Source organism: Streptomyces sp. NBC_00887 (genome assembly GCF_045207585.1).
This window is the reverse complement of sequence record NZ_CP108788.1, coordinates 4,660,325-4,685,291: the sequence shown is the minus strand read 5'-3', so window position 1 is coordinate 4,685,291 and position 24,967 is coordinate 4,660,325. Positions and strand designations below refer to the sequence as shown.

Sequence of the window (24,967 nt, the reverse complement as noted above, 5' to 3'; positions counted from 1 at the left end):
TCGGCGCCGTGCGGCACGATGGGTCCCATGGCACGCACCCACGACCACCCCGGCGAGCAGGCAGCTCAGGACCCGATCCGGCTGCTGGAGATCAGGGAGACGCCGCTCTCCGTCGACGAGATCTTCCGTGCGGTCGGCGACGACGCCGCCGGCGGCATCGCGCTCTTCGTCGGCACGGTGCGCAATCACGACGACGGACAGGACGTCGGCACGCTCGGCTACTCCTGCCATCCGAGCGCCCAGGACGAGCTCCGCAGAGTCGCGGAGAAGGTCGTCGCGCAGTACCCGGTCAGGGCGCTGGCCGCCGTCCACCGGGTGGGTGAGCTGGGTGTGGGCGATCTGGCGGTGGTCGTCGCCGTCTCCTGCGCCCATCGGGGTGAGGCCTTCGATGCCTGTCGCAAGCTGATCGACGACCTCAAGCACGAGGTCCCGATCTGGAAGCACCAGCGTTTCTCGGACGGCACGGAGGAGTGGGTCGGCGCTTGCTGAGCGCAAACCGCCCCAGGGGTGTTCAGCCCCGATTTGCGTAACCGCACCCCTGCCACGAGCGTTGGTCCTGCAGGTGGTTAATCTTCTGATCGTCAGTTGCGGTCGCTCATGGGGTAGGGAGGTCGTGATGGCAGCACTCGCTTGGCTTTTGATTCCACTTTTCGCCGCCCTCGGTGCGGCGATATGGGGAGGGTGGGCAGCCCGCAATCGAACGACCGGCGATGTCACCGAACTCGCCGGCTACGCCAGGTTCCGTGAAGCGATGGAGAAGTCGGACTCCGGTTCCGAGGCGGTCTGAGACAGCGGCAGCTGTACGCAGTTGCCAATCCCGCATCGCGTCCTCGCTCCTCCTCCGCGCGTTCTCCGCGCAGCGAGCTGACCGGCGGCCCCCTCGGCCATCGCCGTGCCACGCGGCCCCGGGCCCCGTACGGACCGGCCCCGACGGTGCACTGACAAGCCCTTCCCGTACTGTCGTTCCATGCCACGCCGCACCGCGACGATGCTCGCCTCCACGCTCATTCTGATCGCGCTGCTCTGCGTGGGCGTGCTGATCCCCGTGCCGTATTCGGAGATGTCTCCCGGCCCGACCGTGAACACCCTCGGCGACGCACGTGGCGAACCCGTTCTGCACATCACCGGCCGCAAGACCTACCCGACGTCCGGGAACCTCAACATGACGACGGTCCGCGTCACCGGCGCGGACTACGACATGAACATCGTCGAGGCCGTCTACGGCTGGCTGGCCCACGACAGCGTGATCGTGCCGCACGACACCCTCTACCCGGACGGCAAGACGGAGGAGGAGTCGACGCAGGAGAACGCGGAGGAGTTCAGCCAGTCCCAGGAGAGCGCCAAGGTCGCGGCCCTCGAGGAACTGAAGATCCCCGTCACCTCACGCGTCGTGGTCTCCACCGTCGTCAAGGACAGCCCCGCCCAGGGCAAGCTCCACGCGGGCGACGTGATCAAGGCCGTCGACGGTACGGCGGTCAAGCAGCCCGAGGACGTCGCGAAGTTCGTCACAGAACACGAGCCCGGTGAGAACGTAGTGTTCACGATCATCCCCGCCAAGGCATCGGCCGCGGCCGAGAAGGCCGGCAAGGAGCCTCAGGGCACGCGTGAGATCACCCTCTCCACGCGGAAGGCCCCGGCGGAGGACCGCGCGATCGTCGGCATCCAGGCAGGGACGGACCACGCGTTCCCGTTCGAGATCGACATCAAGCTCGCCGACGTCGGCGGCCCGAGCGCCGGGCTGATGTTCTCGCTGGGCATCATCGACAAGCTCACGCCCGGCCAGCTGACGGGCGGGAAGTTCATCGCCGGCACCGGCACCATCGACGACAGCGGCAAGGTCGGGCCGATCGGCGGCATCAACATGAAGCTGGTCGGTGCGCGCGATGCGGGCGCCCGGTACTTCCTCACCCCCGACGACAACTGTGCCGCCGCGGCGGCCGACACCCCGAGCGGTCTCACCCTGGTGAGGGTCAAGAACCTCGACGACGCGAAGAAGTCGCTGGAGAAGATCCGCGCAGGGGAACCGGCCGACCTGCCGAGCTGCTCGGCAGGCTGAGTCGGCCCGCACGCGACGGCCGGCTGAGACCGGCCCCCGCTCGCGAGGCAGGGGCCGGGACAGGTTCCGCAGGACGGTACCAGCCGGGCTCCGCGGGACGGGAAGCCCCGCGGAACCGTAGGAATCAGGCTTCGAAAGTGGCCGCGAGCGCCTCGGCCAGCCCCGGGACCAGGCCCGCACCGGTGAGGACCTCGGTCGGGGAGTCCTTCTCCCGCAGCCGCACGGCGGAGTCCCGCGCCCCGTCCCGCAGAACAGCCACGGTCATCCGGACCTCCTGCCGGTCCGGGTGCTTGGCGACCCACTTGGTCAGCTGGCTGTCGCTCAGGCCTTCCGGTACGGAGGCCTCGGCGGACGGCGGCAGCATCAGCCGCTCCACCGTCATGGCGCAGCCGACCACGGCGTCGGGCCAGGCGATCGTGGCGAGGAATTCGTCCAGGGCGGTGCCGGCGGGAAGCTCCTCCTGTTCGATAGGGGTGAAGGCGGCGGTGGTCGACGAGGCGTCGTCGAGACCGAGCTGGGCCGCGAGGCCCGGCTCGCTGGCGCGCAGCCTGGCGGTGTCGACGAGGGCGAACAGCCGGGCGGGCTGATCCCAGCCGAGGCCTGCGGCGTAGGCGTCGATTTCGAGTACGGCGACGGTGAGGGGGCTCGCGGCCATCGGAGGGCCTGAGGGGGAAACGTTGGGCATGGTCAATATCCTGCCTCCTTCCGCCCCGGGAACGGGAACTAGGTAAAGCCTCAGTAAGTTGCATAGGTGGGCTCTACGATCGCTGGGCCTGCTTCACACGACCGCGAACTTCGAGGTGCGCACGTTGGCTTTCCAGATGCCGGACCGCGGCGGAGGCCCGACCGGGCCACGGATCAGAGTCGGCCGCCCGTCCCGGCGCGTCCGTACCCTGCTCATGACACTGGGTGTCCTGGCGATTCTCGCCATGGCCTTTGTCATGTTCGCCGGGTTCTGGACGGACTGGCTCTGGTACCGGTCGGTCGCGTATTCATCCGTCTTCACCACCACCCTGTGGACCAAGATCGGGCTGTTCCTCGTCTTCGGACTGCTGATGGCCGTCGCCGTCGGCGTGAACATCTGGCTCGCGCACCGGCTGAGGCCGCCGCTGAGCGCGATGTCGATGGAGCAGCAGAGCCTGGACCGCTACCGGATGAGTGTCGCCCCGTACAAGAAGTGGGTGCTGCTCGCGATCACCGCCCTTGTCGGGCTGATCGCCGGAGCGTCCGCGTCGGGCCAGTGGCGTACGTGGCTGATGTACGTCAACGGTGTGTCGTTCGGGCAGAAGGACCCCCAGTTCAAGCTGGACGTGTCCTTCTACGCCTTCGACCTGCCGTGGTACCGCTTCATGCTCGGCTTCGGCTTCGCCGCTGCCGTGCTGTCGCTGATCGCCGCAGCGCTCACGCACTACCTTTACGGCGGGCTGCGGATCACCAGCCCCGGCGCACGGGCCACGGGTGCGGCCACCGGCCATCTCTCCGTGCTGCTCGGCATCTTCGTCTCGCTGAAGGCCGTGGCGTACTGGCTCGACCGGTACGGCCTGGCCGTGAAGTCGAGTGACTTCAAGGCCACGGACAACTGGACGGGCCTGCGGTACGTAGATGCCAACGCCTACCTTCCGGCGAAGACGATCCTGTTCTGCATCGCCGTCATCTGCGCCCTGCTGTTCTTCGCGACGCTCTGGCGGCGCACGTGGCAGTTGCCGGTGATCGGCTTCGGCCTGATGGTGCTCTCCGCGATCCTGATCGGCGGGCTCTACCCGGCGATCGTGCAGAAGTTCCAGGTCCAGCCGAACGAGCAGGCCAAGGAAGCACCGTTCATCCGGAAGAACATCGACGCGACCCGCGATGCCTACGACATCGACGACGCGAAGGTGGACGACTACTCGGGCAAGAGCACGACCACGGACGACGCCAAGCTCCGGGCCGGTGCGGACGCCGCGGCCAGCTACCGCGTGATGGACCCGAACGTCGTCTCGCCGGCTTTCCAGCAGCTCCAGCAGAAGAGGAACTACTACCAGTTCCCCAAGACCCTGGACGTCGACCGCTACAAGGGAACCGACGGCAAGGAGCAGGACACCGTCATCGGCCTGCGCGAGCTCAACCTCGACGGCCTCCCCAAGCGGAACTGGATCAACGACCACTTCACGTACACGCACGGCTACGGCGCCATCGCGGCCCGGGGCACCACGACGGGCACCAACCCGGCGGGCTCCCCGGACTTCACGGAGTCGGGCCTGCCGACCACCGGTGAGCTGCCGAAGTACGAGCAGCGGATCTACTACGGCGAGAAGACCGAGCAGTACTCCATCGTCGGAGGGCCCCAGAAGGAGCTCGACTACGAGGAGGACGGCGAGAAGACCACCAGCTACAAGGGCAACAGCGGGGTCAGTCTCGGCAACGCCTTCAACCGCGCTGCCTACGCCGTGTCCTTCAGCGAGCCGCAGATACTCTATTCCGGAGCCATCGGCGAGGGTTCGCGGATCCTGTACAACCGCACCCCCAAGGAGCGCGTCGAAGCGGTCGCCCCCTGGCTGACCATCGACGGTGATGCCTATCCGGCGGTCGTGGGCGGCCGGATCCAGTGGGTCGTCGACGCCTACACGACGACCAACGGCTATCCGTACGCGTCGCGTACGACGCTCGGTGACACCACGGCGGACTCGCTGACCACCAACCAGCGCGCCGTCGTCACCCAGCAGAACCAGGTCAACTACATCCGCAACTCGGTGAAGGCCACCGTCGACGCCTACGACGGCAAGGTCAAACTCTACGAGTGGGACACCGAGGACCCGGTGCTCAAGACCTGGCGCAAGGCGTTCCCGGGAACTGTGAAGTCGCGTGGCGACATCCCGCAGGATCTGATGGACCACCTGCGCTACCCGCAGGACCTGTTCAAGGTCCAGCGGGAACTGCTCACGCGCTACCACGTCCAGGATCCCGCGCAGTTCTACAGCGGCAGTGACGCCTGGCAGGTTCCGGACGACCCCACCAACAAGGAGCCCGGGGCCGTCCCGCCGTACTACCTGAGCATGAAGATGCCAGATCAGAATGTGCAGCGGTTCTCCCTGACCACGACGTTCACACCGAAGGGACGGCCCGACCTAGGGGCGTTCATGGCGGTGGACGCGGACGCGGCCAGCAAGGACTACGGCACCATAAGGCTGTTGAGAGTCACCACCACGGTGAAGGGCCCGGGCCAGGTACAGAGTGAGCTCAACGGCAACGACGACGTCGCCGAGTTCGTGAGGAACCTCAAGGGCACCGACTCGGACATCGAGTACGGCAATCTGCTGACCGTGCCGCTGGACGGGGGCTTCCTCTACATCGAGCCGGTGTACACGCGCGGTGGCACGCAGAACTATCCGCTGCTGCGCAAGGTCGCCGCCTCGTACGGGTCGAAGATCGTCTTTGAGAACAGCCTCGGGGAGGCGCTCAACGCGGTCTTCGGGGTGGAGGAATCCGATACGACCACCCCGCCGACGGAGCCCACCGAGCCACCGGGTGACACGACCGAGCCGCCTGCCACCGGGGAGGCCGCTCTGAAGAAGGCCATCGCGGATGCGCAAAAGGCGTACACCGCGGGTGAGGCGGCCCTGAAGAAGAACGACTGGACCGCCTACGGCAAGGCGCAGGCGGACCTGGAGGATGCCCTCAGGCGAGCGGCGGCTGCCCAGCCCAAGGCCGCCGGCGGAGCCGACACGGTGGCAGAGCCCGACACGGCCGACAAGGCCGATGAGAAGGGCGAGGACCAGGGCACCTGAGAAAGTTCCACCCCGCGTCGTGGTACGGTTTGAACACAACGACGCGGGGTGGAGCAGCTCGGTAGCTCGCTGGGCTCATAACCCAGAGGTCGCAGGTTCAAATCCTGTCCCCGCTACTGAAGACTGAGGCCCGGATCCTGAAAAGGATCCGGGCCTTCGTCATGCCGTCGATTGTCGCCTCGGCCACTTTCTCAAGTTGTCGGTGCGAAGTGCGGTTCGCAGAGCACGAGTTGGGCTTGAACGTGTTTGACTTGTCTCTCTGTGGGCATGTCGACAAAACGCTGAAGTGACCTCACTGGCCGCGGTATTCCAGGTGTACGCGGGTTGCAGGTGGTGCGACGATGGTATTTATGGGGGACAGGGCAACTCTGTTGGAGACAGGGCGGTTTGTGCAGCGACACGTCCGGAAGACGGAAAACGTGGCGGATGCGGTATTTGCCGCTGCCCTCGCCGAGGCCGCCGACACCGCTGACGACACCTCCGCCGAGGACGCCGCCTACGCCACGGACACCACTGATACCACGGATCATGCCGAGACCGAGGCGCGACACCGTCGTGCGGCGGAGGCCGGTGACGCCGCGTCGATGAGCGTCCTCGGCGCGCTCCTGCTGCGCCGCGGCGACCTCGACGGCGCCGAGTCCTACCTGCGTGCCGCCACCGCCGAGGGCGACCGGGCCGCAGCCAACAACCTGGGTGTCCTTCTCCACCAGCGCGGATACGCGGACGAGGCCGCCGGGTGGTGGCGCATCGCCGCCGTCGCCGGGTCCGCCGCCGCCGCGCACGCCCTCGGGCGCCACTTCCGGGAGTGCGGCGACGAGCCCGGGGCCGAGTACTGGCTGCGCCAGTCCGCCGAACAGGGCCACGCGCTGGGCGCCTACGCCCTGGCCGACCTGCTCGAGCACCGCAGCGACGTGGGAGCCGAGCGCTGGCTGCGGGCTGCCGCCGAACAGGGCCACCGGGAGGCCGCGTACCGCCTCGCACGCACCCTGGAACGCAACGCCGTCGAGGAGCCGCAGGATGCCTTCGGCATGGGGCGGAACGCCGGAGCGGGCGCGCCGAGCGTCCTGGACGGCCGTGCGGCGGCAGGGAAGGGCGTCGGTCCCGTCGCGGGCCCGGCGGCCGGCCGGGTGGGCGAGGCCGAGCAGTGGTACCGGCAGGCTGCCGCGCGCGGTCACCGCCGTGCCGCCCTGCACCTCGGAGCCATCCTGGAGCAGCGCGGTGAGCTCAAGGAGGCGGGCCGCTGGTACCTCACCGCGGCCAAGGACGGCGAGCCCCGTGCCGCCTGCGCCCTCGGTTTCCTGCTGCGCGACGCGGGCGACGAGGAGAGCGCGGCCGTGTGGTGGCTGCGCGCCGCCCAGGACGGCGACGGCAACGCCGCCAACGCCCTGGGAGCACTCCACGCGGCCCGCGGCGAGCAGCAGACCGCCGAGCGCTGGTACCGCGCCGCGATGGACGCGGGCGACGTCAACGGCGCGTACAATCTCGGTCTGCTCTGCGCGGCCCAGGACCGCACTCCCCAGGCCGAGCAGTGGTACCGCCGTGCCGCCTACGCGGGACACCGCGAGGCCGCCAACGCGCTGGCCGTGCTGTTGCTCCAGGCGGGCGACGGCACAGGCGCCGAGCCGTGGTTCTCCAAGGCTGCCGAGGCGGGCAGTGTGGATGCGGCGTTCAACCTCGGCATCCTGCACGCCGGACGCGACGAGGACCGCACGGCGCTGAGCTGGTACCAGCGGGCGGCCGCGGCAGGGCACACGGATGCCGCGCTGCAGGTCGGCATGGCGCTGCTGCGCGACGGTGAGGAGCGGGAGGCGGAGCGCCATCTGCGCTGCGCCGCCGGTGGCGGCAGCGCCGAGGCGGCGTTCCGACTGGCCGGCGTCCTCGATCTGCGCCAGCCGCCGCCCGGCCCGCCCGGACTGGGTGAGCCGATGCCGGAGAAGACCGAGTGCGAGGAGTGGTACGAGCGCGCGGCCGAGCAGGGGCACCGCCGTGCCCAGGTGCGGGCCGGGATGCTCGCCGCGGCCCGCGGCGACATGGAGAGTGCCGCCCGCTGGTACCGCGAGGCGGCCGAGTCGGGCAGCCGCAACGGGGCCTTCAACCTCGGCCTGCTGCTCGCCCGTGAGGGCAGCGAGCGCGAAGCGGCCCTGTGGTGGGGTCGCGCCGCGAACGACGGTCACGGCCGTGCCGCCCTGCGCCTCGCGCTGCTCGCAGCCCGCCGGGGCGAGCTCACGGAGGGGCAGCGCTGGTGTGCCCGTGCCGTCGAGCTCGGACCGGCGGAGGTGGCCGAGCGGGCCGCCCGGTTGCTGGAAGCGCTCCACCAGGAGCTCACCGCATAGCCGTGCGCTCCCGGGGGCGCGGGTGCCCGCGAAAGGGATTTGCGCTGGTCGGCGGGGTACCGTAATGTTGCACTCACAACGACGCGGGGTGGAGCAGCTCGGTAGCTCGCTGGGCTCATAACCCAGAGGTCGCAGGTTCAAATCCTGTCCCCGCTACTGAAGACTGAGGCCCGGATCCTGAAAAGGATCCGGGCCTCAGTCGTATGTCCGGTCGAGCGCAGGGCAAGGTCCTGTGCAGGGCGGGACCCCGTGCGCGGCAAGGTCCCGCACCCAGGGGGCGGGACCGGTCCCGGCTCAGGCCGTGGCGGCGCAGGTCGGGCAGACGCCCCGGTAGGTCACCTCGACGTCGGAGACGGTGAATCCGAAGCGCTCGGCGGCCGGCAGGTCGGCCAGCGGATCTCCCGACGGGTGCACGTCCCGGATGGCTCCGCACCGGGCGCACACCAGGTGGTGGTGGGGGTGGTGGGCGTTCGGGTCGTACCGCTTGGCCCGGTGATCGGTCGACACCTCGAGGACCTCCCCGAGGGACACCATCTCGCCCAGCGTGTTGTACACGGTGGCGCGGGAGATCTCCGGCAGCCGGTCGACAGCCCTCGCGTGCACCTCGTCCGCCGTCAGGTGTACGTGGTCCCCGTCAAGGACCTCGGCCACGACACGCCGCTGCGCCGTCATGCGCCAGCCGCGTCCACGAAGTCGTTCCAGGAGGTCACTCATGGGGTCCAGCCTAACAGTGGGGGAACTGAGTCCCGAATGGGTGTGACTTTGGATGCTCACTTGACTTGGACAATGTCCATTGTAGGATCGGGAAGGGTATTGGCCAAGGGACAGGCTGTGCAGGGAACGACGACTGTGCAGGACATGACGCAGGAGGCGCACGTGACGCAGGGACCGCTCACCACGGAGGCCGGCGCACCGGTTGCCGACAACCAGAACAGCGAGACTGCCGGCCCGGGCGGACCCGTGCTCGTGCAGGACCAGGCGCTGCTGGAGAAGCTCGCCCACTTCAACCGTGAGCGCATTCCGGAGCGCATAGTGCACGCCCGTGGCGCAGGTGCGTACGGCACGTTCACGCTGACCCGTGATGTCTCGCAGTGGACGCGTGCGAAGTTCCTCTCCGAGGTCGGCAAGCAGACCGAGACGTTCCTGCGCTTCTCCACCGTCGCGGGCAACCTCGGATCCGCCGACGCGGTGCGTGACCCCCGCGGCTTCGCGCTGAAGTTCTACACCGAGGAGGGCAACTACGACCTCGTCGGCAACAACACCCCGGTGTTCTTCATCAAGGACGCCATCAAGTTCCCCGACTTCATCCACACCCAGAAGCGCGACCCGTACACCGGCTCGCAGGAGGCGGACAACGTCTGGGACTTCTGGGGTCTGTCGCCCGAGTCCACGCACCAGGTGACCTGGCTGTTCGGCGACCGCGGCATCCCGGCCACGCTGCGCCACATGAACGGGTACGGGTCGCACACGTACCAGTGGAACAACGAGGCCGGCGAGGTCTTCTGGGTCAAGTACCACTTCAAGACCGACCAGGGCATCAAGAACCTCACCACCGACGAGGCCAACCGCCTCTCGGGAGTGGACCCGGACAGCCACCAGCGCGACCTGCGCGAGTCCATCGAGCGCGGCGAATTCCCGTCCTGGACGGTGCAGGTGCAGATCATGCCGGCGGCCGAGGCGGCGAACTACCGCTTCAACCCCTTCGACCTGACCAAGGTCTGGCCGCACGAGGACTACCCGCCGGTCGAGATCGGCAAGCTCGAGCTCAACCGCAACCCGGAGAACATCTTCGCCGAGGTCGAGCAGTCCATCTTCAGCCCCGCGCACTTCGTGCCCGGCATCGGACCGTCCCCGGACAAGATGCTCCAGGGCCGCCTCTTCGCGTACGGCGACGCCCACCGCTACCGCGTCGGCATCAACGCCGACCACCTGCCGGTGAACCGCCCGCACGCCACCGAGGCGCGTACGAACAGCCGTGACGGCTATCTGTACGACGGCCGCCACAAGGGCACCAAGAACTACGAACCGAACAGCTTCGGCGGCCCGGTCCAGACCGGCAGGCCGATGTGGGAGCCCGTTCCCGTCACCGGCGGCACAGGCAACCACGAGGCTCCGAGCCACGCCGAGGACAACGACTTCGTCCAGGCCGGAAACCTCTACCGGCTCTTCTCCGAGGACGAGAAGGACCGGCTGATCGAGAACCTCGCCGGGTTCATCTCGAAGGTCTCGCGCGACGACATCGCCGAGCGCGCGGTCAACAACTTCCGCCAGGCCGATGGTGACTTCGGCAAGCGGCTGGAAGCTGCGGTCCAGGCGCTGCGGGGCTGAGCCGTCGGACACGAGTGCGGGGTGGGGCAGCGGATCCGCTGCCCCACCCCGCACTTCTGCATGTGCTCGCTTCACGGGGTGAGCCGCACACCGTGCCGACGTACAGCCGGTGGCCGTTCATGGCGGGGCGGCTGCTGACGCTGCGAGAGCTACCGGCGACGACAGCGCCGCGCGACCGGGCGGATCCCGTGCGCGCGGGGGCCGGCCGGTCGTCGCCGATCGCTCAGCCGACCAGTTCCACCGGAGGACGCCCGGCCGGCGCCCAGCAGCGGATGATGTCGCGCACCGACACGATGCCGACCGGTCCGTCGCCGTCCAGCACGATCAGATGCCGGAAGCCGCCGTGCGTCATGGCCTCGGCCGCCTCCTCCAGGGTCCAGACGGGGGCGGCGAAGACCACATCGGTGGTGGTGTGGCTGGAGGCGGTCTCGACATCGGGGTTCTGGCCCGATCCGACGGCGTTGAGGATGTCGCGTTCGGTGAGAATGCCGAATCCGCAGGTGTCCGGGTCATGGACGACGGCTGCTCCGACGCGGCGTACCGACATCAGCCGGGCGGCCTGGCGGAGGGTGTGGGTCGGGCCGATGGTGAGAACCACCGTGCTCATGGCGTCACGGACGAGCATGAAGGGAGCCACCTCCTTCGTGAAGCGACTACGTGAGTCGATTCACAAGTTCACAAGTAGGGGGACTCTCAGAGTCGCACCGATGGGGGGCGGCAACAAGGGGTGGCGAAGACCGTTCGAGGGGCGTGCGGTGGTGCGGCACGCCCCTCGTCGTTCCGGTGCGCCCGCCCGGGCTCCCGGCATGGCTGCTCAGGCGGTGGACCGCCTCGGAAGGCCGGTCCCGCCCGGTCAGTAGCGCTGGTTCAGATAACCCAGAAGTTCGTGGTGGAGCGTTCCGTTCGAAGCCGCCGCGTTGCCGCCGCCCGGACCGGGGACCCCGTCCAGGCTGGTGAACTGACCGCCCGCCTCCTGGACGATGATCGCGTTCGCCGCCATGTCCCAGAGCGAGAGCTCCGGCTCCGCGCAGATGTCGACCGATCCCTCGGCGACCATCATGTACGGCCAGAAGTCCCCGTAACCGCGGGTGCGCCAGCAGGCCCGGGTCAGATCCAGGAAGCCGTCGAGCCGGCCCTGCTCCTCCCACCCGGTCAGCGAGGAATAGGCGAGCGACGCGTCCGCAATGCGCTCCACCTTCGACACGTGCAGCCGGGTCGCGGAGGTCAGACTGCGGCCGGAGAACGCTCCGGCGCCCTTCGCCGCCCACCAGCGCCGGTTCAGCGCGGGCGCGGACACCACGCCGACCACCGGCTGGAAGCCGTCCTCACCCGCCTCCATCAGAGAGATCAGCGTCGCCCAGACCGGCACCCCGCGCACGTAGTTCTTCGTACCGTCGATCGGGTCGATCACCCAGCGGCGCGGACCGGTCCCCTCGATGCCGTACTCCTCGCCCAGAATCGCGTCGCGTGGGCGGGCCCGATGGAGGTGGCCGCGGATCAGCTCCTCGGCGGCCTTGTCGGCCTCGCTCACCGGTGTCATGTCCGGCTTCGTCTCGACCTTGAGGTCCAGAGCCTTGAACCGGTCCATCGTCGTCGCGTCGGCGGCATCCGCCAGCACGTGGGCGAGGCGCAGATCATCGTGGTAGTCGGGCATGCCGTCACAGTATCCACAGGCACCCGTGCGGGCTACACGGCCCCGTGCGCAGGAGCGCTGCGGGGAAGCCGGTGCGCGGACCCTTGACAGTGCGAGGGAGCGCGTCAACTCTGAATCGCAGATTCCCGGGCGTGGGAGGCAACGATGCCTGCAGCGCGAGAAGCCCTGCTGGACGCGGCACTGTCGGCACTCTCCACGCTGCCGTGGACGGCGGTGCGCATGATCGACGTGGCAGCCGCCGCCGGGGTCTCCCGGCAGACCCTCTACAACGAGTTCGGCAGCAAGGACGGCCTGGCCCGCGCCCTGATCCGGCGCGCAGCCGACGGCTATCTGGCCGGGGCGGAACGGGCCCTTCGCGCGCACGGGACCGCGGGAGCGGGACCCGCGGAGCTCGCCCTCTGGACGGTGCGCGCCGCCCGGGCGAACGACCTGGTCAAGGCCCTGCTCACGGGATTCTGGGGGGACCGGTTACCCCGGCCCGTGGCTACCGGGCCGTCGTCGTCGGTCGTGCCCGCGCAACGCCGGGCCGATGCCGCGCTGCCGACGCCCACGGAGCTGCTCGCGCTCGTCCGGGACCGGGCAGTGGCCGCGCTCCAGAGCTCTCCGCAGGACGCCGCGGAACTGGCGCTGACCTGCGAGATCGCGCTCCGTCTTGCCCTCTCCTACGCGATGGTGCCGGCGGTCCCCGCACCGTCCCCGGTCGGGGCGGACGCGGTGACGCTGGTGCGCGAGGCCCTGGCGCGGCACCCGGCACGCTGAAACCCGCGGTGCGGTGTGCGGGGTGTACGGACGCTCAGTGGGAGGAGCCCGACAACTGCAGGCCGATCACACCGACGATCACCAGCGAGATCGAGATGAGCTTGAGTGTGGAGACCACGTCGTCGAGGAAGACCATCCCGTAGATCGCGGTGCCTGCCGCGCCGATACCCGTCCACACCGCGTAGGCGGGGCCGACATCGAGCTTCTTGAGGGACAGCGTCAGCAGCCCGAAGCTTCCGAGCGCGAACACGCAGAACGCGATCGTCGGCCACAGCCGGGTGAATCCGTGCGAGAGCTTCAGACACACGGCGAAGCCGGTCTCGAGCAGTCCTGCGACCACGACCAGCAACCACGCCATCGTCAGGTGCCTCCCCCGTAGGTGACTGCTTCGTCTCGCTTGACGCGATTATGCACTTACCAGTTGTGGGAGCTCGCAAACGTGGCGAGTCGTGCGGGCCGCCGTCCCTCAGTCCCCCTCGCGCCGCTCCCTGGTCGAGAGCAGCCGCCGCAGGGAATCGAGCCGTGCGGGATCCGCGTGCCCTTCCGAGACCCAGGCGTCCAGGGCGCATTCGGGCTCCCGGTCGTCATGGGTGCAGCCGCGCGGGCAGTTCTCCGTACCCGGCTGCAGATCGGGGAACGCGTTGATGACCCGGGACGGGTCGACGTGGTGCAGCCCGAACGAGCGGACACCCGGGGTGTCGACCACCCAGCCGCGGTCGTCCGGCAGCGGCAGCGCGAGCGCCGACGTGGTGGTGTGCCTGCCGCGGCCCGTGACGGCGTTGACCACACCGGTCGTACGCCGTCGGTCCTTCGGCACCAGGGCGTTGACCAGGGTCGTCTTGCCGACTCCGGAGTGCCCGACGAATGCGGTCACCCGGTCGTTGAGCAGCTCCCGCACCCGGTCGGCCGCGTCACCGTTCTCCAGTTCCTCGCGGCTGGTCACGATGTACGGGACACCCAGCGGGGTATACGCCTCCAGGAGCTTGTCCGGTGACGCCAGGTCGGACTTGGTCAGGACGAGGAGCGGGGTGAGCCCGCCGTCGTACGCCGCCACCAGACAGCGGTCGATCATGCGGGGGCGGGGTTCCGGGTCGGCGAGCGCGGTGACGATGGCCAGCTGATCGGCGTTGGCGACCACCACCCGTTCGTACGGATCGTCGTCGTCAGCGGTACGGCGCAGGACCGAGCGGCGCTCGCCGATGCGGACGATGCGGGCCAGCGTGTCCTTGTCGCCGGAGAGGTCGCCGACGATGGAGACCATGTCTCCCACGACTGCGGCCTTGCGGCCCAGCTCGCGGGCCTTCATCGCCATCACGGTGCGCCCGTCGACGAGGCAGGTGAGCCGGCCGCGGTCGACGGTGAGGACCATGCCGTCCTGGGCGTCCTCGTGCTTCGGACGGGTGTGTGTGCGAGGCCGGTTGCCCTTGCGGTTGGGGCGGACGCGGATGTCGTCCTCGTCCGGGTTCTTCCCGTAGCGGCGCATGTCCTCAGACCTCGCGCTTTCCCGGGGACGCCCCGAGTGCTCCCGGCGAGACGCCGACCGTTCCGGAGGGTTCACCGAGCATGCCGGCCCACATCTCGGGGAAGTCCGGCAGCGTCTTCGCCGTCGTGCCGACGTTCTCGATCTCCACCCCCGCGACGGCGAGGCCGATGATCGCGCCCGCCGTCGCCATCCTGTGGTCGTCGTACGTGTGGAAGGTGCCGCCGTGCAGCGGGCGCGGACGGATCAGCAGTCCGTCGGCGGTCTCGGTGACGTCACCGCCCAGGCCGTTGATCTCCTTCGTCAGAGCGGCCAGCCGGTCCGTCTCGTGCAGCCGCAGATGGGCGACGCCGCTCAGCGTGGAGGGGGAGTCGGCGAGTGCGGCGAGTGCGGCGATGCCCGGGGTGAGTTCGCCGACCTCGCTCAGGTCGATGTCGATGCCGTGGACGCGGCCCGATCCTGTGAAGGTGAGACCGCGCTCCGTCAGTTCGCAGCTGCCGCCCATCGCGGTGAGGATCTCGCGCAGCGCGTCACCCGGCTGGGTGGTGCGCTGCGGCCAGTCGGGGACCGTGACCCGGCCGCCGGTGACCAGGGCGGCCGCGAGGAACGGCTGGGCGTTGGACAGGTCCGGCTCGACGGTCAGGTCGCGGCCCAGCAGCGCGGAGGGGGAGACCCGCCAGACGTCGGGCTCGCCCCCTGTCTCCGGCTCGTCGACCTGGGCGCCGACCGCGCGCAGCATGTCGACGGTCATCCGGATGTGCGGCATGGAGGGCAGGGCCGACCCTGTGTGGCGTACTTCGACCCCCTGGTTGAAGCGAGGCGCCGACAGCAGCAGGGCGGAGACGAACTGGGAGGACGAGGAGGCGTCGATGGCCACCGGGCCCCCGTCCAGCGCGCCCGCGCCGTGGACGGTCAGCGGCAGTGCCCCGCGCCCGTCGTCGTCGATCCGGGCGCCCAGCGCCCGGAGGGCGCCGATCACGCCGTTCAGGGGACGCTCGTAGGAACGGGGGTCGCCGTCGAAGTGGACCGGGCCGTCCGCCAGGCAGGCCACGGGCGGCAGGAAGCGCATGACCGTTCCCGCGTTGCCGACGTCGACCGTGGCCGGGCCGTGCAGGCCTGCCGGAATGACCCGCCACGCCTCGCCGGAACCGTCCGGGCCGACGCCCTCCTCGATTCCGACGCCCATCACACGGAGCGCCTGTGCCATCAGAAGGGTGTCCCGGGAGCGCAGTGGGCGGCGCAGCCAGCCCGGCTCGGAGGAGAGGGAGGCGAGGACGAGGGCGCGGTTGGTGACCGATTTCGATCCGGGCACGGTGACGGTCGCGTCGACGGCTCCGCCGGCAAGCGGGGCGGGCCAGAGGGCGGGGTGCACGGAACTTTCGGTCATGGCCCTCACTTTAGTGGCACACCGCAAACCCAGATCCAGATCAAATGGGACGAAATAGTGATGTAACGCAAGGGTGGTACACACGGCGGGGCGTTCCGTGCCGTCACAGTCCGAGCAGCCAGCGTCCGCCGCCGATCAGCGAGCAGAGCGACACCGCGTGAAAGAGGAGGAGCCACATCGCGGCCGGTGCGTGCGTCAGCCTGGAGAGCTGGTCGGCGTCGGAGTCCGGCGCACCGCCGTGCCGGCGCTTGGACTGCAGCTCGAACGCCGGGCGGACTCCGCCGAGCAGGAGGAACCAGACCACGGTGTACGCGAACGCCGACTGGACAGCGGCCGACGTCAGCCAGGACACCAGCAGGAAGGCCGCACCCGTGAGGATGACGGTCAGCGCCCCGTACAGATTGCGGATCATCACCAGCATCACCGCGAGCAGCGCGGTCGCCAGCCACAGGAGAAGGGTGATCCGGCCGTTGGTGAGCAGCCAGGCACCACCCAGCCCCAGCAGCGGAGGCGCGGTGTACCCGGCCGCCGCCGTGAGGATCATGCCGGCGCCGGTCGGCTTGCCGCGGCTGACGGTCAGCCCGCTGGTGTCGGAGTGCAGCCGGATTCCGGAGAGCTGCCGACCGGTGAGCAGGGCCACCAGTCCGTGGCCGCCCTCGTGCGCGATGGTGATCGCGTTCCGGGAGAGCCGCCATATGAGGTTCGGCACGACGGCGATGAGCGCCACCGTGGCCGTCACGACCACGAGCCACTGCTCGGGCGCCGGCTGGGTGCCGAAGACGCGATCCCACAGATCGCCCAGTTCGGTGCTGTCCATGGTGCGGGCGGCTCCTTGAGGTACTTGAGGTATTGGCGTCCACTCGACATGACGGTCGTGGCAGTCTGGCACTTATGTGCGGACGGTTTGCAGCGAGTCGGCGGCCCGAGGACCTGACCGGGCTCTTCGGGGTCGAGAAGTGGGAACCCACCGAGACCCTGGAGCCGGACTGGAACGTGGCGCCGACCAAAGAGGTCTACGCGGTTCTGGAGCGTCCTGTGAAGGACGCAGAGGACCAGCGTCCGGTTCGCCAGCTGCGCACCCTGAAGTGGGGCCTCGTACCGTCCTGGTCGAAGTCGCCCGAAGGCGGCGCCCGCATGATCAACGCCCGCGCGGAGACCGTCCACGAGAAGCCCTCCTTCCGCCGCCCCTTCGTGTCGAGGCGCTGCATCCTTCCCGCGGACGGCTACTACGAGTGGGTCACCGGCGCCGACGAGCGGCAGCTGGAGGAGACGGGGAAGCGGAAACGCCCCCGTAAGCAGCCCTACTTCGTCACACCGGCGGACGGCGCGGTCTTCGCGATGGCGGGTCTGTACGAGTTCTGGCGGGACCGGACCCTGCCCGACGACCATCCGCAGTCCTGGTGGGTGACCTGCTCCGTGATCACGACGGAGGCGGAGACGTCCCCGCTGGCCGTGGCCCCCGCCGAGGGGCCCGCCGCGCTCGCCGACATCCACCCCCGGATGCCCCTGATGCTCACCCCCGACCGCTGGGACGACTGGCTCGACCCTGCGCACACCGATATCGCGGAGCTGAAGTCCCTGTTGGCACCGCCGCCCGGAGGGCTCATGCGGGCCTACCCGGTGGCCACGACGGTCAGCAACGTCCGCAACAACGGCCCGGAACTGCTGGAGGAGCTGGCCGCGCCGGAGGTGAGCACGCTCTTCTGACCCGTCAGGATGGGGCCCGTGACCCGTGCAGAGACAGCGCAGTGGACCGAGACGGTCGATACGGAAGCCGGAGTGGCCAGGATCACCTGGTGGCCCGCCGAGGATGCCCGGCTGGTGCTCGCCGTGAGCCACGGAGCGGGCGGCGGCATCGAGGCCCGCGATCTCCAGGCCCTCGCCGCCGTGCTCCCCGGCCACCGGGTGAGCGTCGCCCTGGTGGAGCAGCCCTGGCGGGTGGCGGGGAAGAAGCTCGCGCCCGCTCCCCGGACCCTGGACACGGGCTGGCGCGGACTGTGGCCCGCGCTGACCGCCCCGGGGCTGCCCGTCGTCGCCGGGGGGCGCAGCGCGGGGGCCCGGGTGGCCTGCCGTACGGCGACGGAGCTCGGTGCTCACGCGGTGCTCGCGCTGAGCTTTCCGCTGCACCCGCCGGGCAGACCGGAGAAGTCCCGCAAGGACGAGCTGCTGGGGGCGGGCGTGCCCGTCCTGGTCGTGCAGGGCGGGCGCGACCCGTTCGGACGACCCGAGGAGTTCCCTCCGGGGGAGCACCGGATCGTCGAGGTGCCGTACGGGGACCACGGTTTCGCCGTTCCCAAGAAGGCCCCTCTGACCCAGGATCAGGCCATGGAGCTCCTCACCGGTGCGGCGGCCGAGTGGCTGGACGGACTCGCCTAGCCACGTGGTTCCGGCCACCTCCCCGGCACCGGCGGGGCCCCGGGAATGCGGCGTGCGGGGCCGCTGTTGTTCGGGACGTCGGTACAAGAAAGTCCTACGTGGAGAGGGAGTCCGTCGCATGGGTTCGACCATCTGCCCGCGCCGCTCGAACACAGCTGACCTGGAGTGGACGGTCCTGCACGCGGCCAAGACCACTCCCGAGCGCGCCGTCGGCGGACCGGATCGACAGCCCGCGTCGAAGCAAGGTCGACTATTCTCCGAGGCGAGCGGGTCCGGTTTCGGTTCCGCCACATCGTTGGAGGAGGTGGGTCCGGTCACTGGGACCGACACAGGGACCGACGACGGCCGTGCGGAGGAGACGACCGCCGAGCGCAACGCGCGCTTCGAGCGGGACGCCCTCGGATTTCTCGACCAGATGTACTCGGCCGCGCTGCGCATGACGCGCAACCCCGCCGACGCCGAGGACCTGGTCCAGGAGACGTACGCCAAGGCGTACGGCTCCTTCCACCAGTTCCGTGAGGGCACGAACCTCAAGGCGTGGATGTACCGCATCCTCACGAACACATTCATCAACTCGTACCGCAAGAAGCAGCGCGAACCCCAGCGGAGTGCCGCCGAGGAGATCGAGGACTGGCAGCTGGCACGTGCCGAGTCGCACATGTCGACCGGTCTGCGCTCGGCGGAGTCCCAGGCGCTGGACCACCTGCCGGACTCCGATGTGAAGTCCGCGCTGCAGTCGATCCCCGAAGAGTTCCGCATCGCCGTGTATCTCGCCGACGTAGAGGGCTTTGCGTACAAGGAGATCGCGGACATCATGGGGACCCCCATCGGTACGGTGATGTCCCGCCTGCACCGGGGACGCCGTCAGCTGCGCGGCATGCTGGAGGACTACGCGCGTGAGCGCGGGCTCGTCCCGGCCGGTGCCGGGGAGTCGGACGACAGGAAAGGCTCGACCTCATGAGCTGCGGAGAGCCGCACGAGACGGATTGCTCAGAGGTTCTCGATCATCTCTATGAGTTCCTCGACCATGAGATGCCCGAGGGCGACTGCACCAAGTTCGAGGTGCACTTCGAGGAGTGCTCCCCGTGCCTCGAGAAGTACGGCCTGGAGCAGGCCGTGAAGAAGCTGGTGAAGCGCTGCTGCGGCCAGGACGACGTCCCGACCGACCTGCGCTCGAAGGTGATGGGGCGGATCGACCTGATCCGTTCGGGACAGGCCGTCCCGGAGCAGGATGTCGCGATGGGCGGGGCGGAACGGTCCGCCACCGCCGAGTGACGTCTGCCGTCCGGCGCCGCCGTCACGCACCCTTCGTCGAGCGCCGGAACCCCGGCACTGTCACCCGAATGTGCTAATCCCGTCGACCGGGGCCCCTGCGCACGCCCAACTCGCTAGCCTGGCGCCTTCATTGACCAGGATGGGGGCGGGCGGTACGGGTGAGGAGCACACCGGGGGCGGCGCGCGCATACATTCTGGCCGCGCTGATCTGCTCCGTCATCTGCGCCCTGCCGGCGCTGTCCCCCGGGGCGGGCACCCCCTGGGGCACTCTCGCCCTTCTCACGGCGCTCTACCTGGGCTGTGAGCTGCCCGGGCGCTGCCCCTTCTTCGGCAGTTCCGTCCCGGTCACCGCCGGATCCTTCTTCCCCCTGCTGCTCGCCGCCGCCTTCCTGCTGCCGCCCGCCGCCGCCGTCATGGTCGCGGTACCCGGGTCGCTGGCCGGCCGGGTCGAACAGCCGCCGGCGGCCGCCCGCCGCGTCTGGCGGGCCGCACAGCTCTCCCTCGCGGTGTGGGCGGCCTCGTCGGTCCACACCGCGCTCGGGGGCCCGGTCACGCTCGGTGGCCCCGGCGGCGGTACGGTGCCCGACCTCCCGTACGCCCTGTTTCCCGCCTGCGCCTCGGCGCTCGTCTTCAGCCTCGTCCTGGCCGCGCTGGACGGGGGCATCCTCGCCGCGGCCGAGCGCGTGCCGCTGCGGCACGCCTGGCGCGGACTGCCGGCGAGCTCACTGGGGCCGCATCTGGTGCACGCGCTGGCCGGGCTGATGATGGCCGTCCTCTGGCGCAGCTCGTACGGGCCGGTGTCCGCGCTCGTCGTCCTGCTGCCGATGTACATCTCCTGCTGGGTGTTCGCCCAGTACCACCGTCAGCACGCCGCCCACCGCGCCACCATCCGCGCGCTGGTCCAGGCCGTCGACATCAAGGACAAGTACACCCGCGGGCACAGTGAGCGGGTGGGGCGGGCCTCCGAGCTGATCGCCCGTGAGCTCGGCATGGAGGAGGAGCGCATGGAGGCGCTCCGCTTCGCCGGGATCCTGCACGATGTCGGCAAGCTGGGCGTTCCGACGCGGGTGCTGCGCAAGGACGGTCCGCTGACTCCCGAGGAGCGCCGGGTCATCGAGCTGCATCCGGAGTACGGGCACGAGATCGTCCGGGGCATCGGCTTCCTCGACGAGGCGCGCGCCGCGATCCTCCACCACCACGAACGGCTCGACGGCAGCGGCTATCCGTACGGCCTCACCGGTGACGAGATCCCCGAGTTCGCCCGGGTCGTGGCCGTCGCCGACGCCTTCGACGCGATGACCTCGACCCGCTCCTACCGGCGTGGACGCCCCGTTCCTGCGGCCGTGGAGGAGCTGGAGCGCTGCGCCGGCAGCCAGTTCGACCTGCGGATGGTGCGGGCGCTCGCGAAGGCCCTGGACCGGCACGGCTGGTCCTCGGCGTCCAACGCGGTCACCTCGGACGAGGAGGCGTTCGGTGTGCCCCGCCAGCGGTCGGGGAAGCCGTCGTCCGTCGCAGGCACCGGGGACAGGCACGGACGGCTCCGGTGAGTCTGCTCAGCCGCCCTTCGCTGCCCCCGGCCGTCCTCGCCGTCCGTGGCGCCGCGCTCGCCCTCGCCGTCGTCGCGCTCGGCCACACCCTGTGGAACGGTGTCGTCGAACCCGGGCACGCGCTCGCCTTCGGAGTCCTCGTCACCGTGGGCGAGCTGGCCCGCTGGGGCGCCCTGCCGGGCGAGCGGGAGCCCGCGCCGCTCGGGGCGGCAGGAGCGCTTGCGTACGCGCTGCTCGGGCGCAGCGCCGGGGAACCCAGCGCGCACGGCGTCCTCCAGGTGATCACCGTCGTCGCCGCGGCGCAGCTGCTCGCCTCGGTGCCGCAGCTGGCGCGCGGCAGCGGACCGGGACCCGACCGGGTGGCCCGCCGCATCCTGGCTGTCGCCTTCGCCGCGGTGTGTTTCCAGCCGCTCTTCAACTCGGGGCGCACCTCGCTCTGGTTCGGCGAAGGACCGTACTTCGCGCTCTTCCTGCTTCTGCTGTTGCTCCTCACCGCCCTGTGCGACGCCGTCCTCGCCGCCCTGCTGCTGCACTCCCGCACCCGATACCCGTACGGCCCCCTGCTCCGTGAGGAGCTCCGGGCCCTCAGCGGCATCGGCTCGGCCGTCTGCGCGACCGGTGCCGTCATGGCGCTCGGCGTCGCCGTCGGCGGGCTCTGGACGCTGCCTGTCCTGTGCGTCCCGCTGCTGCTCACCCAGGTGTCCTTCCGCCGGTACGCCGCCGTCCGCACGACCTACCGCCAGACGATCACCTCGCTGGCCAGGTCCACGGAGATCGCCGGATACACCCGGCACGGCCATGCCCGCAGGGTCGCCGAGCTCTCCACCGCAGTCGGGAGGGAGCTCGGCCTGGCCGGCCCCGAGCTGACCGTCCTGGAGTACGCGGCGCTGATGCACGACATCGGCCAGCTCTCGCTCGTCGATCCGGTGCCCGACGGCGCGACCGCCGGGCTGCCGCCCGCCGAGCAGCGCCGGATCGCGCTGCTCGGCGGCGCCGTGGTCAGGCAGACCGGAGTGGACACCGAGGTGGCGGTGGTCGTGGAGCAGCAGGCCGATCCGTACCGGGACCAGCCGATCGCGGCCAGGATCGTCCGCACGGTCAATGCGTACGACGACCTGTGCGGGGAAGGCGTCAGTGGTCCCTTGGGGGCGCTGGAGCAGCTCAGGCTCGGCACCGGCCGTGACCACCAGCCGCAGGTGGTCGAAGCGCTGGCCAGAGTCCTGGCACGAGGCGGTCTGACCCCGGTCCGGTCTGGGTAACCCATGGGTAATGAGCGAGCGTCCGGCCGGGCATGGTTGGATGCGAAGGAGAGCGGAAAACGAGGGTGTCCAGTCGGGACAGGCGGGAATCGTGAGGATCTTCGGGAAGGTACGGCATCGGCCATCCGCCTCTTGGCGGCAGGCCACGGACCGCGCGTTCACGCTGATCGGCGACGGCCGGTACGAGGACGCGGGGGCGCTGCTGACGCGCGCGGCGGATCTGGAGCCCTGGCTCTCGGAGTCCTGGTTCAATCTGGCGCTGCTGCACAAGTTCCGGCACGACTGGGAACAGGCCAGGGCGGCGGGCCTGCGTGCCGTGGCCCTGCTCGACAGGGAGTCCGGCGCCCCCGACTGGTGGAACGTCGGGATCGCGGCCACCGCACTGCAGGACTGGCCCCTGGCGCGCCGGGCCTGGCAGGCGTACGGCCTCACGGTGCCGGGCAGCGGTCAGTACAACGCGGCGGCAAACAGTGAGCCGACGGGCATGGAGCTGGGCAGCGCGGCGGTACGGCTGTCGCCCGAGGGCGAGGCCGAGGTCGTCTGGGGCCGCAGGCTCGATCCTGCGCGGATGGAAGTGCTGTCGATCCCGCTGCCGTCCTCCGGCCGGCGCTGGGGCGAGGTCGTCCTGCACGACGGGGTGCCGAACGGCGAGCGGATCACGGCGGCGGGCCCGTCCTACCCCGTGTTCGACGAGATCGAGCTGTGGGCGCCCTCTCCCGTACCCACCTGGGTGGTGCTCCTGGAAGCCGCCGAGGAGGTGGACCGGGACGCGCTGGAGCAGCTCGCCTCCGATGCCGGTTTCGCAGCGGAGGACTGGTCGTCCTCCGTACGGCTCCTGTGCCGGGCCTGTTCGGAGAGCCCGATGGAGAGCGACGAGGGCGACGGGGAGCACCTGGACCCGCACGACCACAGCGAACCGGGCCACCCGGGCCCGCTGGGCCACCGCACAGCGGGCGACCTCTGGGTTCCGGAGCGTGAATGCGGCATAGCGGCGCCGGCCGGGCTCGTGCGCGGGCTGCTGGACAGCTGGGTCGCCGACAGCCCGGACAGCCGTGAGTGGCGCGATCTGGAAGAAGTCTGCTGACCGGTGCCCGTAGGCTGTACGGGCACCGATTCCGGTGCGGTTCTCACTGGTTTCAGGTTTGCAGGAAGGCATACGGCGGACATGTCGCAGCAGGAGACGGACGAGCAGGTCGGCGTGGACGACGAGGGGTTCCTCGTGGACACCGAGGACTGCGAGGCGCGCGAGGCGGCGTACCGCGAGCGCGGCACCTCCCGCCCGATCACGGTCGTGGGCAACCCGGTGCTGCACAAGGAGTGCAGAGACGTCACGGAGTTCGGTGACGAGCTCGCACAGCTGATCGACGACATGTTCGCCAGCCAGCGGGCGGCCGAGGGCGTGGGCCTGGCCGCCAACCAGATCGGTGTGGACCTCAAGGTCTTCGTCTACGACTGCCCCGACGACGACGGTGTGCGGCACGTCGGCGCGATCTGCAACCCTGTGCTCGAGGAGCTGGCGCCGGAGGAGCGCATCCTCGACGACTCCAACGAGGGCTGCCTCTCGGTCCCGACGGCGTACGCCGCACTGGCCCGCCCGGACTACGCGGTGGTGCGCGGCCAGGACGCCAAGGGCAACGCGGTGAAGGTGCGGGGCAGCGGGTACTTCGCGCGCTGCCTCCAGCACGAGACGGACCACCTGTACGGGTACCTGTACATCGACCGGCTCTCGAAGCGGGACCGCAAGGACGCGCTTCGACAGATGGACGAGGGCACGCCGCGCTACGAGGTCGTCGCGAACGGCTGAGCCGTCCCCGGGTCATGGCCCTGCTGCCGGTGAGTCGGCGGCAGGGCCTTCCCGTTGCCCCGGCAGATGGTATTCAACCGCCAACCAATGTTTCTCATGGGGTAGTTGACGCGCGTCGACTCGTCCGACAGGCTCACCCCTACACCTCACCGTGGTTGGGAGAACCCATGCTCAGACGTACCGCACATCTGCTGCTCGGTCTTGTCATGACCATGGCCTTCGCTGTGGGCGGGGCCATCGTCACCGCAGGCCCCGCGCAGGCCGACGGCTGCTACACCTGGACCCGCACCCTGTCCTCCGGAGCCTCCGGGGCCGATGTCACCCAGCTCCAGATCCGGGTGTCCGGCTACCCGGGGTACAACTCCGTACTCGCCATCGACGGCTCGTACGGCCCCGCGACCACGGCCGCGGTCAAGCGCTTCCAGTCGGCCTACGGCCTCGCCGCGGACGGCATCGCCGGACCGGCCACGCAGTCCAAGCTCTACGCGCTCCAGGACGACGACTGCACCCCGATCCACTTCACCTACCCCGAGCTCAACACGTGCAACAGCACCTGGGCCGGCGGGGCCGTGGCCGCAGGCACGGCCAAGGCCAACGCGCTGAGCTCCATGTGGAAGCTGGAGGCGCTGCGGCACGCGCTCGGTGACCAGTCCATCCGTGTCACGAGCGGCTTCCGGTCGACCTCCTGCAACTCCGCCGTCGGTGGGGCGACGAACAGCCGTCATCTGTACGGCGACGCGGTCGACCTCGGTTCCGGACCGCACTCGCTGTGCACCATCGCCAAGCAGGCCCGCAACCACGGGTTCAACGGGATCCTCGGCCCGGGCTACGCCGGGCACAGCGACCACATCCACGTGAACCAGGGGCCGAGCCACTTCTGGTCGGCCTCCCAGTGCGGCATCTGATCGCACACGCACCGCCGGCCTGCCCCGTCCGGGACCGCAT

Annotated in this window: 24 protein-coding genes and 2 tRNA genes; 18 read left to right on the top strand and 8 right to left on the bottom strand. The window is 70.0% G+C overall.

Features of this window, described 5'->3' with window-relative positions:
- Positions 1 to 27 precede the first annotated feature (27 nt).
- The 3 genes from OG844_RS21210 to OG844_RS21200 all read left to right on the top strand — a co-directional run bounded on the left by OG844_RS21210 (position 28) and on the right by OG844_RS21200 (position 2,056).
- A complete protein-coding gene (locus OG844_RS21210; protein WP_351181278.1) occupies positions 28 to 489 on the top strand; it encodes a molybdenum cofactor biosynthesis protein MoaE in 462 nt (153 codons plus the stop codon).
- A 127-nt stretch (positions 490 to 616) separates the two neighbouring features.
- Positions 617 to 787 (top strand): hypothetical protein, encoded by a 171-nt coding sequence (locus OG844_RS21205; protein ID WP_329207588.1) that lies wholly within the window; start codon positions 617 to 619, stop codon positions 785 to 787.
- A gap of 180 nt (positions 788 to 967) precedes the next feature.
- A complete protein-coding gene (locus OG844_RS21200; RefSeq protein WP_406392283.1) occupies positions 968 to 2,056 on the top strand; it encodes a PDZ domain-containing protein in 1,089 nt (362 codons plus the stop codon).
- Between the two features lie 124 nt (positions 2,057 to 2,180).
- Here the strand turns inward: OG844_RS21200 and OG844_RS21195 are convergent, their stop codons facing one another.
- Positions 2,181 to 2,741, bottom strand: coding sequence for a PPA1309 family protein (locus OG844_RS21195; protein ID WP_384612150.1), 561 nt, complete (start codon positions 2,739 to 2,741; stop codon positions 2,181 to 2,183).
- Positions 2,742 to 2,877: 136 nt separating this feature from the next.
- Between OG844_RS21195 and OG844_RS21190 the strand changes: the two genes are divergently transcribed.
- The 4 genes from OG844_RS21190 to OG844_RS21175 all read left to right on the top strand — a co-directional run bounded on the left by OG844_RS21190 (position 2,878) and on the right by OG844_RS21175 (position 8,309).
- On the top strand, positions 2,878 to 5,820 hold the full coding sequence (locus OG844_RS21190) for a UPF0182 family protein (RefSeq protein WP_406396206.1): 2,943 nt from the start codon (positions 2,878 to 2,880) through the stop codon (positions 5,818 to 5,820).
- Between the two features lie 42 nt (positions 5,821 to 5,862).
- A tRNA-Met gene (locus tag OG844_RS21185) sits at positions 5,863 to 5,936 on the top strand.
- Positions 5,937 to 6,161: 225 nt separating this feature from the next.
- Complete coding sequence (locus OG844_RS21180) at positions 6,162 to 8,153, top strand: tetratricopeptide repeat protein (RefSeq protein WP_406392281.1); 1,992 nt, start codon at positions 6,162 to 6,164, stop codon at positions 8,151 to 8,153.
- Positions 8,154 to 8,235: 82 nt separating this feature from the next.
- Positions 8,236 to 8,309 (top strand) — tRNA-Met (locus OG844_RS21175).
- Between the two features lie 138 nt (positions 8,310 to 8,447).
- Here OG844_RS21175 and OG844_RS21170 read toward each other — a convergent pair.
- On the bottom strand, positions 8,448 to 8,867 hold the full coding sequence (locus tag OG844_RS21170; protein ID WP_406392279.1) for a Fur family transcriptional regulator: 420 nt from the start codon (positions 8,865 to 8,867) through the stop codon (positions 8,448 to 8,450).
- Positions 8,868 to 9,029: 162 nt separating this feature from the next.
- Here OG844_RS21170 and OG844_RS21165 point away from each other — a divergent pair, with 162 nt between their 5' ends.
- Positions 9,030 to 10,481: a catalase gene (locus tag OG844_RS21165; RefSeq protein ID WP_406392277.1), complete on the top strand. Its 1,452-nt coding sequence runs from the start codon at positions 9,030 to 9,032 to the stop codon at positions 10,479 to 10,481.
- Between the two features lie 223 nt (positions 10,482 to 10,704).
- On the opposite strand, the gene OG844_RS21160 is transcribed toward OG844_RS21165, so the two are convergent.
- Positions 10,705 to 11,106, bottom strand: coding sequence for a CBS domain-containing protein (locus tag OG844_RS21160; RefSeq protein WP_351180041.1), 402 nt, complete (start codon positions 11,104 to 11,106; stop codon positions 10,705 to 10,707).
- A 228-nt stretch (positions 11,107 to 11,334) separates the two neighbouring features.
- Positions 11,335 to 12,135, bottom strand: coding sequence for a histidinol-phosphatase (gene hisN, locus OG844_RS21155; protein ID WP_329207573.1), 801 nt, complete (start codon positions 12,133 to 12,135; stop codon positions 11,335 to 11,337).
- Positions 12,136 to 12,279: 144 nt separating this feature from the next.
- Here hisN and OG844_RS21150 point away from each other — a divergent pair, with 144 nt between their 5' ends.
- Positions 12,280 to 12,894, top strand: a complete 615-nt coding sequence (locus tag OG844_RS21150; protein WP_406392276.1) for a TetR/AcrR family transcriptional regulator — start codon at positions 12,280 to 12,282, stop codon at positions 12,892 to 12,894.
- Between the two features lie 34 nt (positions 12,895 to 12,928).
- On the opposite strand, the gene OG844_RS21145 is transcribed toward OG844_RS21150, so the two are convergent.
- From OG844_RS21145 to OG844_RS21130, 4 genes are all read right to left on the bottom strand, one after another.
- A complete protein-coding gene (locus OG844_RS21145) occupies positions 12,929 to 13,252 on the bottom strand; it encodes a multidrug efflux SMR transporter (RefSeq protein ID WP_277328279.1) in 324 nt (107 codons plus the stop codon).
- 108 nt (positions 13,253 to 13,360) lie between these two features.
- Positions 13,361 to 14,377, bottom strand: a complete 1,017-nt coding sequence (gene rsgA, locus OG844_RS21140) for a ribosome small subunit-dependent GTPase A (RefSeq protein WP_329207568.1) — start codon at positions 14,375 to 14,377, stop codon at positions 13,361 to 13,363.
- Between the two features lie 4 nt (positions 14,378 to 14,381).
- On the bottom strand, positions 14,382 to 15,761 hold the full coding sequence (gene aroA, locus OG844_RS21135) for a 3-phosphoshikimate 1-carboxyvinyltransferase (RefSeq protein WP_406392274.1): 1,380 nt from the start codon (positions 15,759 to 15,761) through the stop codon (positions 14,382 to 14,384).
- Positions 15,762 to 15,864: 103 nt separating this feature from the next.
- Positions 15,865 to 16,578 carry a M50 family metallopeptidase gene (locus OG844_RS21130; RefSeq protein WP_384612160.1) on the bottom strand — a complete coding sequence of 238 codons (714 nt, stop codon included), beginning with the start codon at positions 16,576 to 16,578 and terminating at the stop codon, positions 15,865 to 15,867.
- A 74-nt stretch (positions 16,579 to 16,652) separates the two neighbouring features.
- Here OG844_RS21130 and OG844_RS21125 point away from each other — a divergent pair, with 74 nt between their 5' ends.
- The 9 genes from OG844_RS21125 to OG844_RS21085 all read left to right on the top strand — a co-directional run bounded on the left by OG844_RS21125 (position 16,653) and on the right by OG844_RS21085 (position 24,927).
- On the top strand, positions 16,653 to 17,468 hold the full coding sequence (locus OG844_RS21125; RefSeq protein WP_406392272.1) for an SOS response-associated peptidase: 816 nt from the start codon (positions 16,653 to 16,655) through the stop codon (positions 17,466 to 17,468).
- A gap of 9 nt (positions 17,469 to 17,477) precedes the next feature.
- Positions 17,478 to 18,137, top strand: coding sequence for an alpha/beta family hydrolase (locus OG844_RS21120; RefSeq protein ID WP_406392271.1), 660 nt, complete (start codon positions 17,478 to 17,480; stop codon positions 18,135 to 18,137).
- Positions 18,138 to 18,441: 304 nt separating this feature from the next.
- Positions 18,442 to 19,098 (top strand): sigma-70 family RNA polymerase sigma factor, encoded by a 657-nt coding sequence (locus OG844_RS21115; RefSeq protein WP_329215066.1) that lies wholly within the window; start codon positions 18,442 to 18,444, stop codon positions 19,096 to 19,098.
- Positions 19,095 to 19,412: a mycothiol system anti-sigma-R factor gene (rsrA, locus tag OG844_RS21110; RefSeq protein WP_406392269.1), complete on the top strand. Its 318-nt coding sequence runs from the start codon at positions 19,095 to 19,097 to the stop codon at positions 19,410 to 19,412. The genes OG844_RS21115 and rsrA overlap by 4 nt, the downstream gene beginning before the upstream one ends.
- Positions 19,413 to 19,570: 158 nt before the next feature.
- A complete protein-coding gene (locus OG844_RS21105) occupies positions 19,571 to 20,959 on the top strand; it encodes an HD-GYP domain-containing protein (protein ID WP_406392267.1) in 1,389 nt (462 codons plus the stop codon).
- Positions 20,956 to 22,218 carry an HD-GYP domain-containing protein gene (locus OG844_RS21100; RefSeq protein WP_406392266.1) on the top strand — a complete coding sequence of 421 codons (1,263 nt, stop codon included), beginning with the start codon at positions 20,956 to 20,958 and terminating at the stop codon, positions 22,216 to 22,218. The genes OG844_RS21105 and OG844_RS21100 overlap by 4 nt, the downstream gene beginning before the upstream one ends.
- Positions 22,219 to 22,309: 91 nt before the next feature.
- Positions 22,310 to 23,302, top strand: coding sequence for a tetratricopeptide repeat protein (locus OG844_RS21095; RefSeq protein WP_406392264.1), 993 nt, complete (start codon positions 22,310 to 22,312; stop codon positions 23,300 to 23,302).
- Between the two features lie 81 nt (positions 23,303 to 23,383).
- Positions 23,384 to 24,022: a peptide deformylase gene (def, locus tag OG844_RS21090; protein ID WP_406392262.1), complete on the top strand. Its 639-nt coding sequence runs from the start codon at positions 23,384 to 23,386 to the stop codon at positions 24,020 to 24,022.
- 167 nt (positions 24,023 to 24,189) lie between these two features.
- Positions 24,190 to 24,927 carry a D-Ala-D-Ala carboxypeptidase family metallohydrolase gene (locus tag OG844_RS21085; protein ID WP_406392260.1) on the top strand — a complete coding sequence of 246 codons (738 nt, stop codon included), beginning with the start codon at positions 24,190 to 24,192 and terminating at the stop codon, positions 24,925 to 24,927.
- The last annotated feature ends 40 nt before the right edge of the window (positions 24,928 to 24,967 follow it).

Excerpts from the sequence above, each read along its gene's own strand:
- OG844_RS21150 (WP_406392276.1), top strand. The coding sequence starts at position 12,280 with ATGCCTGCAGCGCGAGAAGCCCTGCTGGACGCGGCACTGTCGGCACTC.
- OG844_RS21210 (WP_351181278.1), top strand. The coding sequence starts at position 28 with ATGGCACGCACCCACGACCACCCCGGCGAGCAGGCAGCTCAGGACCCG.
- OG844_RS21170 (WP_406392279.1), bottom strand. The coding sequence starts at position 8,867 with ATGAGTGACCTCCTGGAACGACTTCGTGGACGCGGCTGGCGCATGACG.
- OG844_RS21145 (WP_277328279.1), bottom strand. The coding sequence starts at position 13,252 with ATGGCGTGGTTGCTGGTCGTGGTCGCAGGACTGCTCGAGACCGGCTTC.
- OG844_RS21130 (WP_384612160.1), bottom strand. The coding sequence starts at position 16,578 with ATGGACAGCACCGAACTGGGCGATCTGTGGGATCGCGTCTTCGGCACC.
- OG844_RS21160 (WP_351180041.1), bottom strand. The coding sequence starts at position 11,106 with ATGCTCGTCCGTGACGCCATGAGCACGGTGGTTCTCACCATCGGCCCG.
- hisN (WP_329207573.1), bottom strand. The coding sequence starts at position 12,135 with ATGCCCGACTACCACGATGATCTGCGCCTCGCCCACGTGCTGGCGGAT.
- OG844_RS21120 (WP_406392271.1), top strand. The coding sequence starts at position 17,478 with ATGGGGCCCGTGACCCGTGCAGAGACAGCGCAGTGGACCGAGACGGTC.
- OG844_RS21085 (WP_406392260.1), top strand. The coding sequence starts at position 24,190 with ATGCTCAGACGTACCGCACATCTGCTGCTCGGTCTTGTCATGACCATG.
- OG844_RS21200 (WP_406392283.1), top strand. The coding sequence starts at position 968 with ATGCCACGCCGCACCGCGACGATGCTCGCCTCCACGCTCATTCTGATC.
- OG844_RS21125 (WP_406392272.1), top strand. The coding sequence starts at position 16,653 with ATGTGCGGACGGTTTGCAGCGAGTCGGCGGCCCGAGGACCTGACCGGG.
- rsrA (WP_406392269.1), top strand. The coding sequence starts at position 19,095 with ATGAGCTGCGGAGAGCCGCACGAGACGGATTGCTCAGAGGTTCTCGAT.
- OG844_RS21205 (WP_329207588.1), top strand. The coding sequence starts at position 617 with ATGGCAGCACTCGCTTGGCTTTTGATTCCACTTTTCGCCGCCCTCGGT.
- aroA (WP_406392274.1), bottom strand. The coding sequence starts at position 15,761 with ATGACCGAAAGTTCCGTGCACCCCGCCCTCTGGCCCGCCCCGCTTGCC.
- OG844_RS21195 (WP_384612150.1), bottom strand. The coding sequence starts at position 2,741 with ATGCCCAACGTTTCCCCCTCAGGCCCTCCGATGGCCGCGAGCCCCCTC.
- OG844_RS21180 (WP_406392281.1), top strand. The coding sequence starts at position 6,162 with ATGGTATTTATGGGGGACAGGGCAACTCTGTTGGAGACAGGGCGGTTT.
- def (WP_406392262.1), top strand. The coding sequence starts at position 23,384 with ATGTCGCAGCAGGAGACGGACGAGCAGGTCGGCGTGGACGACGAGGGG.
- OG844_RS21190 (WP_406396206.1), top strand. The coding sequence starts at position 2,878 with ATGCCGGACCGCGGCGGAGGCCCGACCGGGCCACGGATCAGAGTCGGC.
- rsgA (WP_329207568.1), bottom strand. The coding sequence starts at position 14,377 with ATGCGCCGCTACGGGAAGAACCCGGACGAGGACGACATCCGCGTCCGC.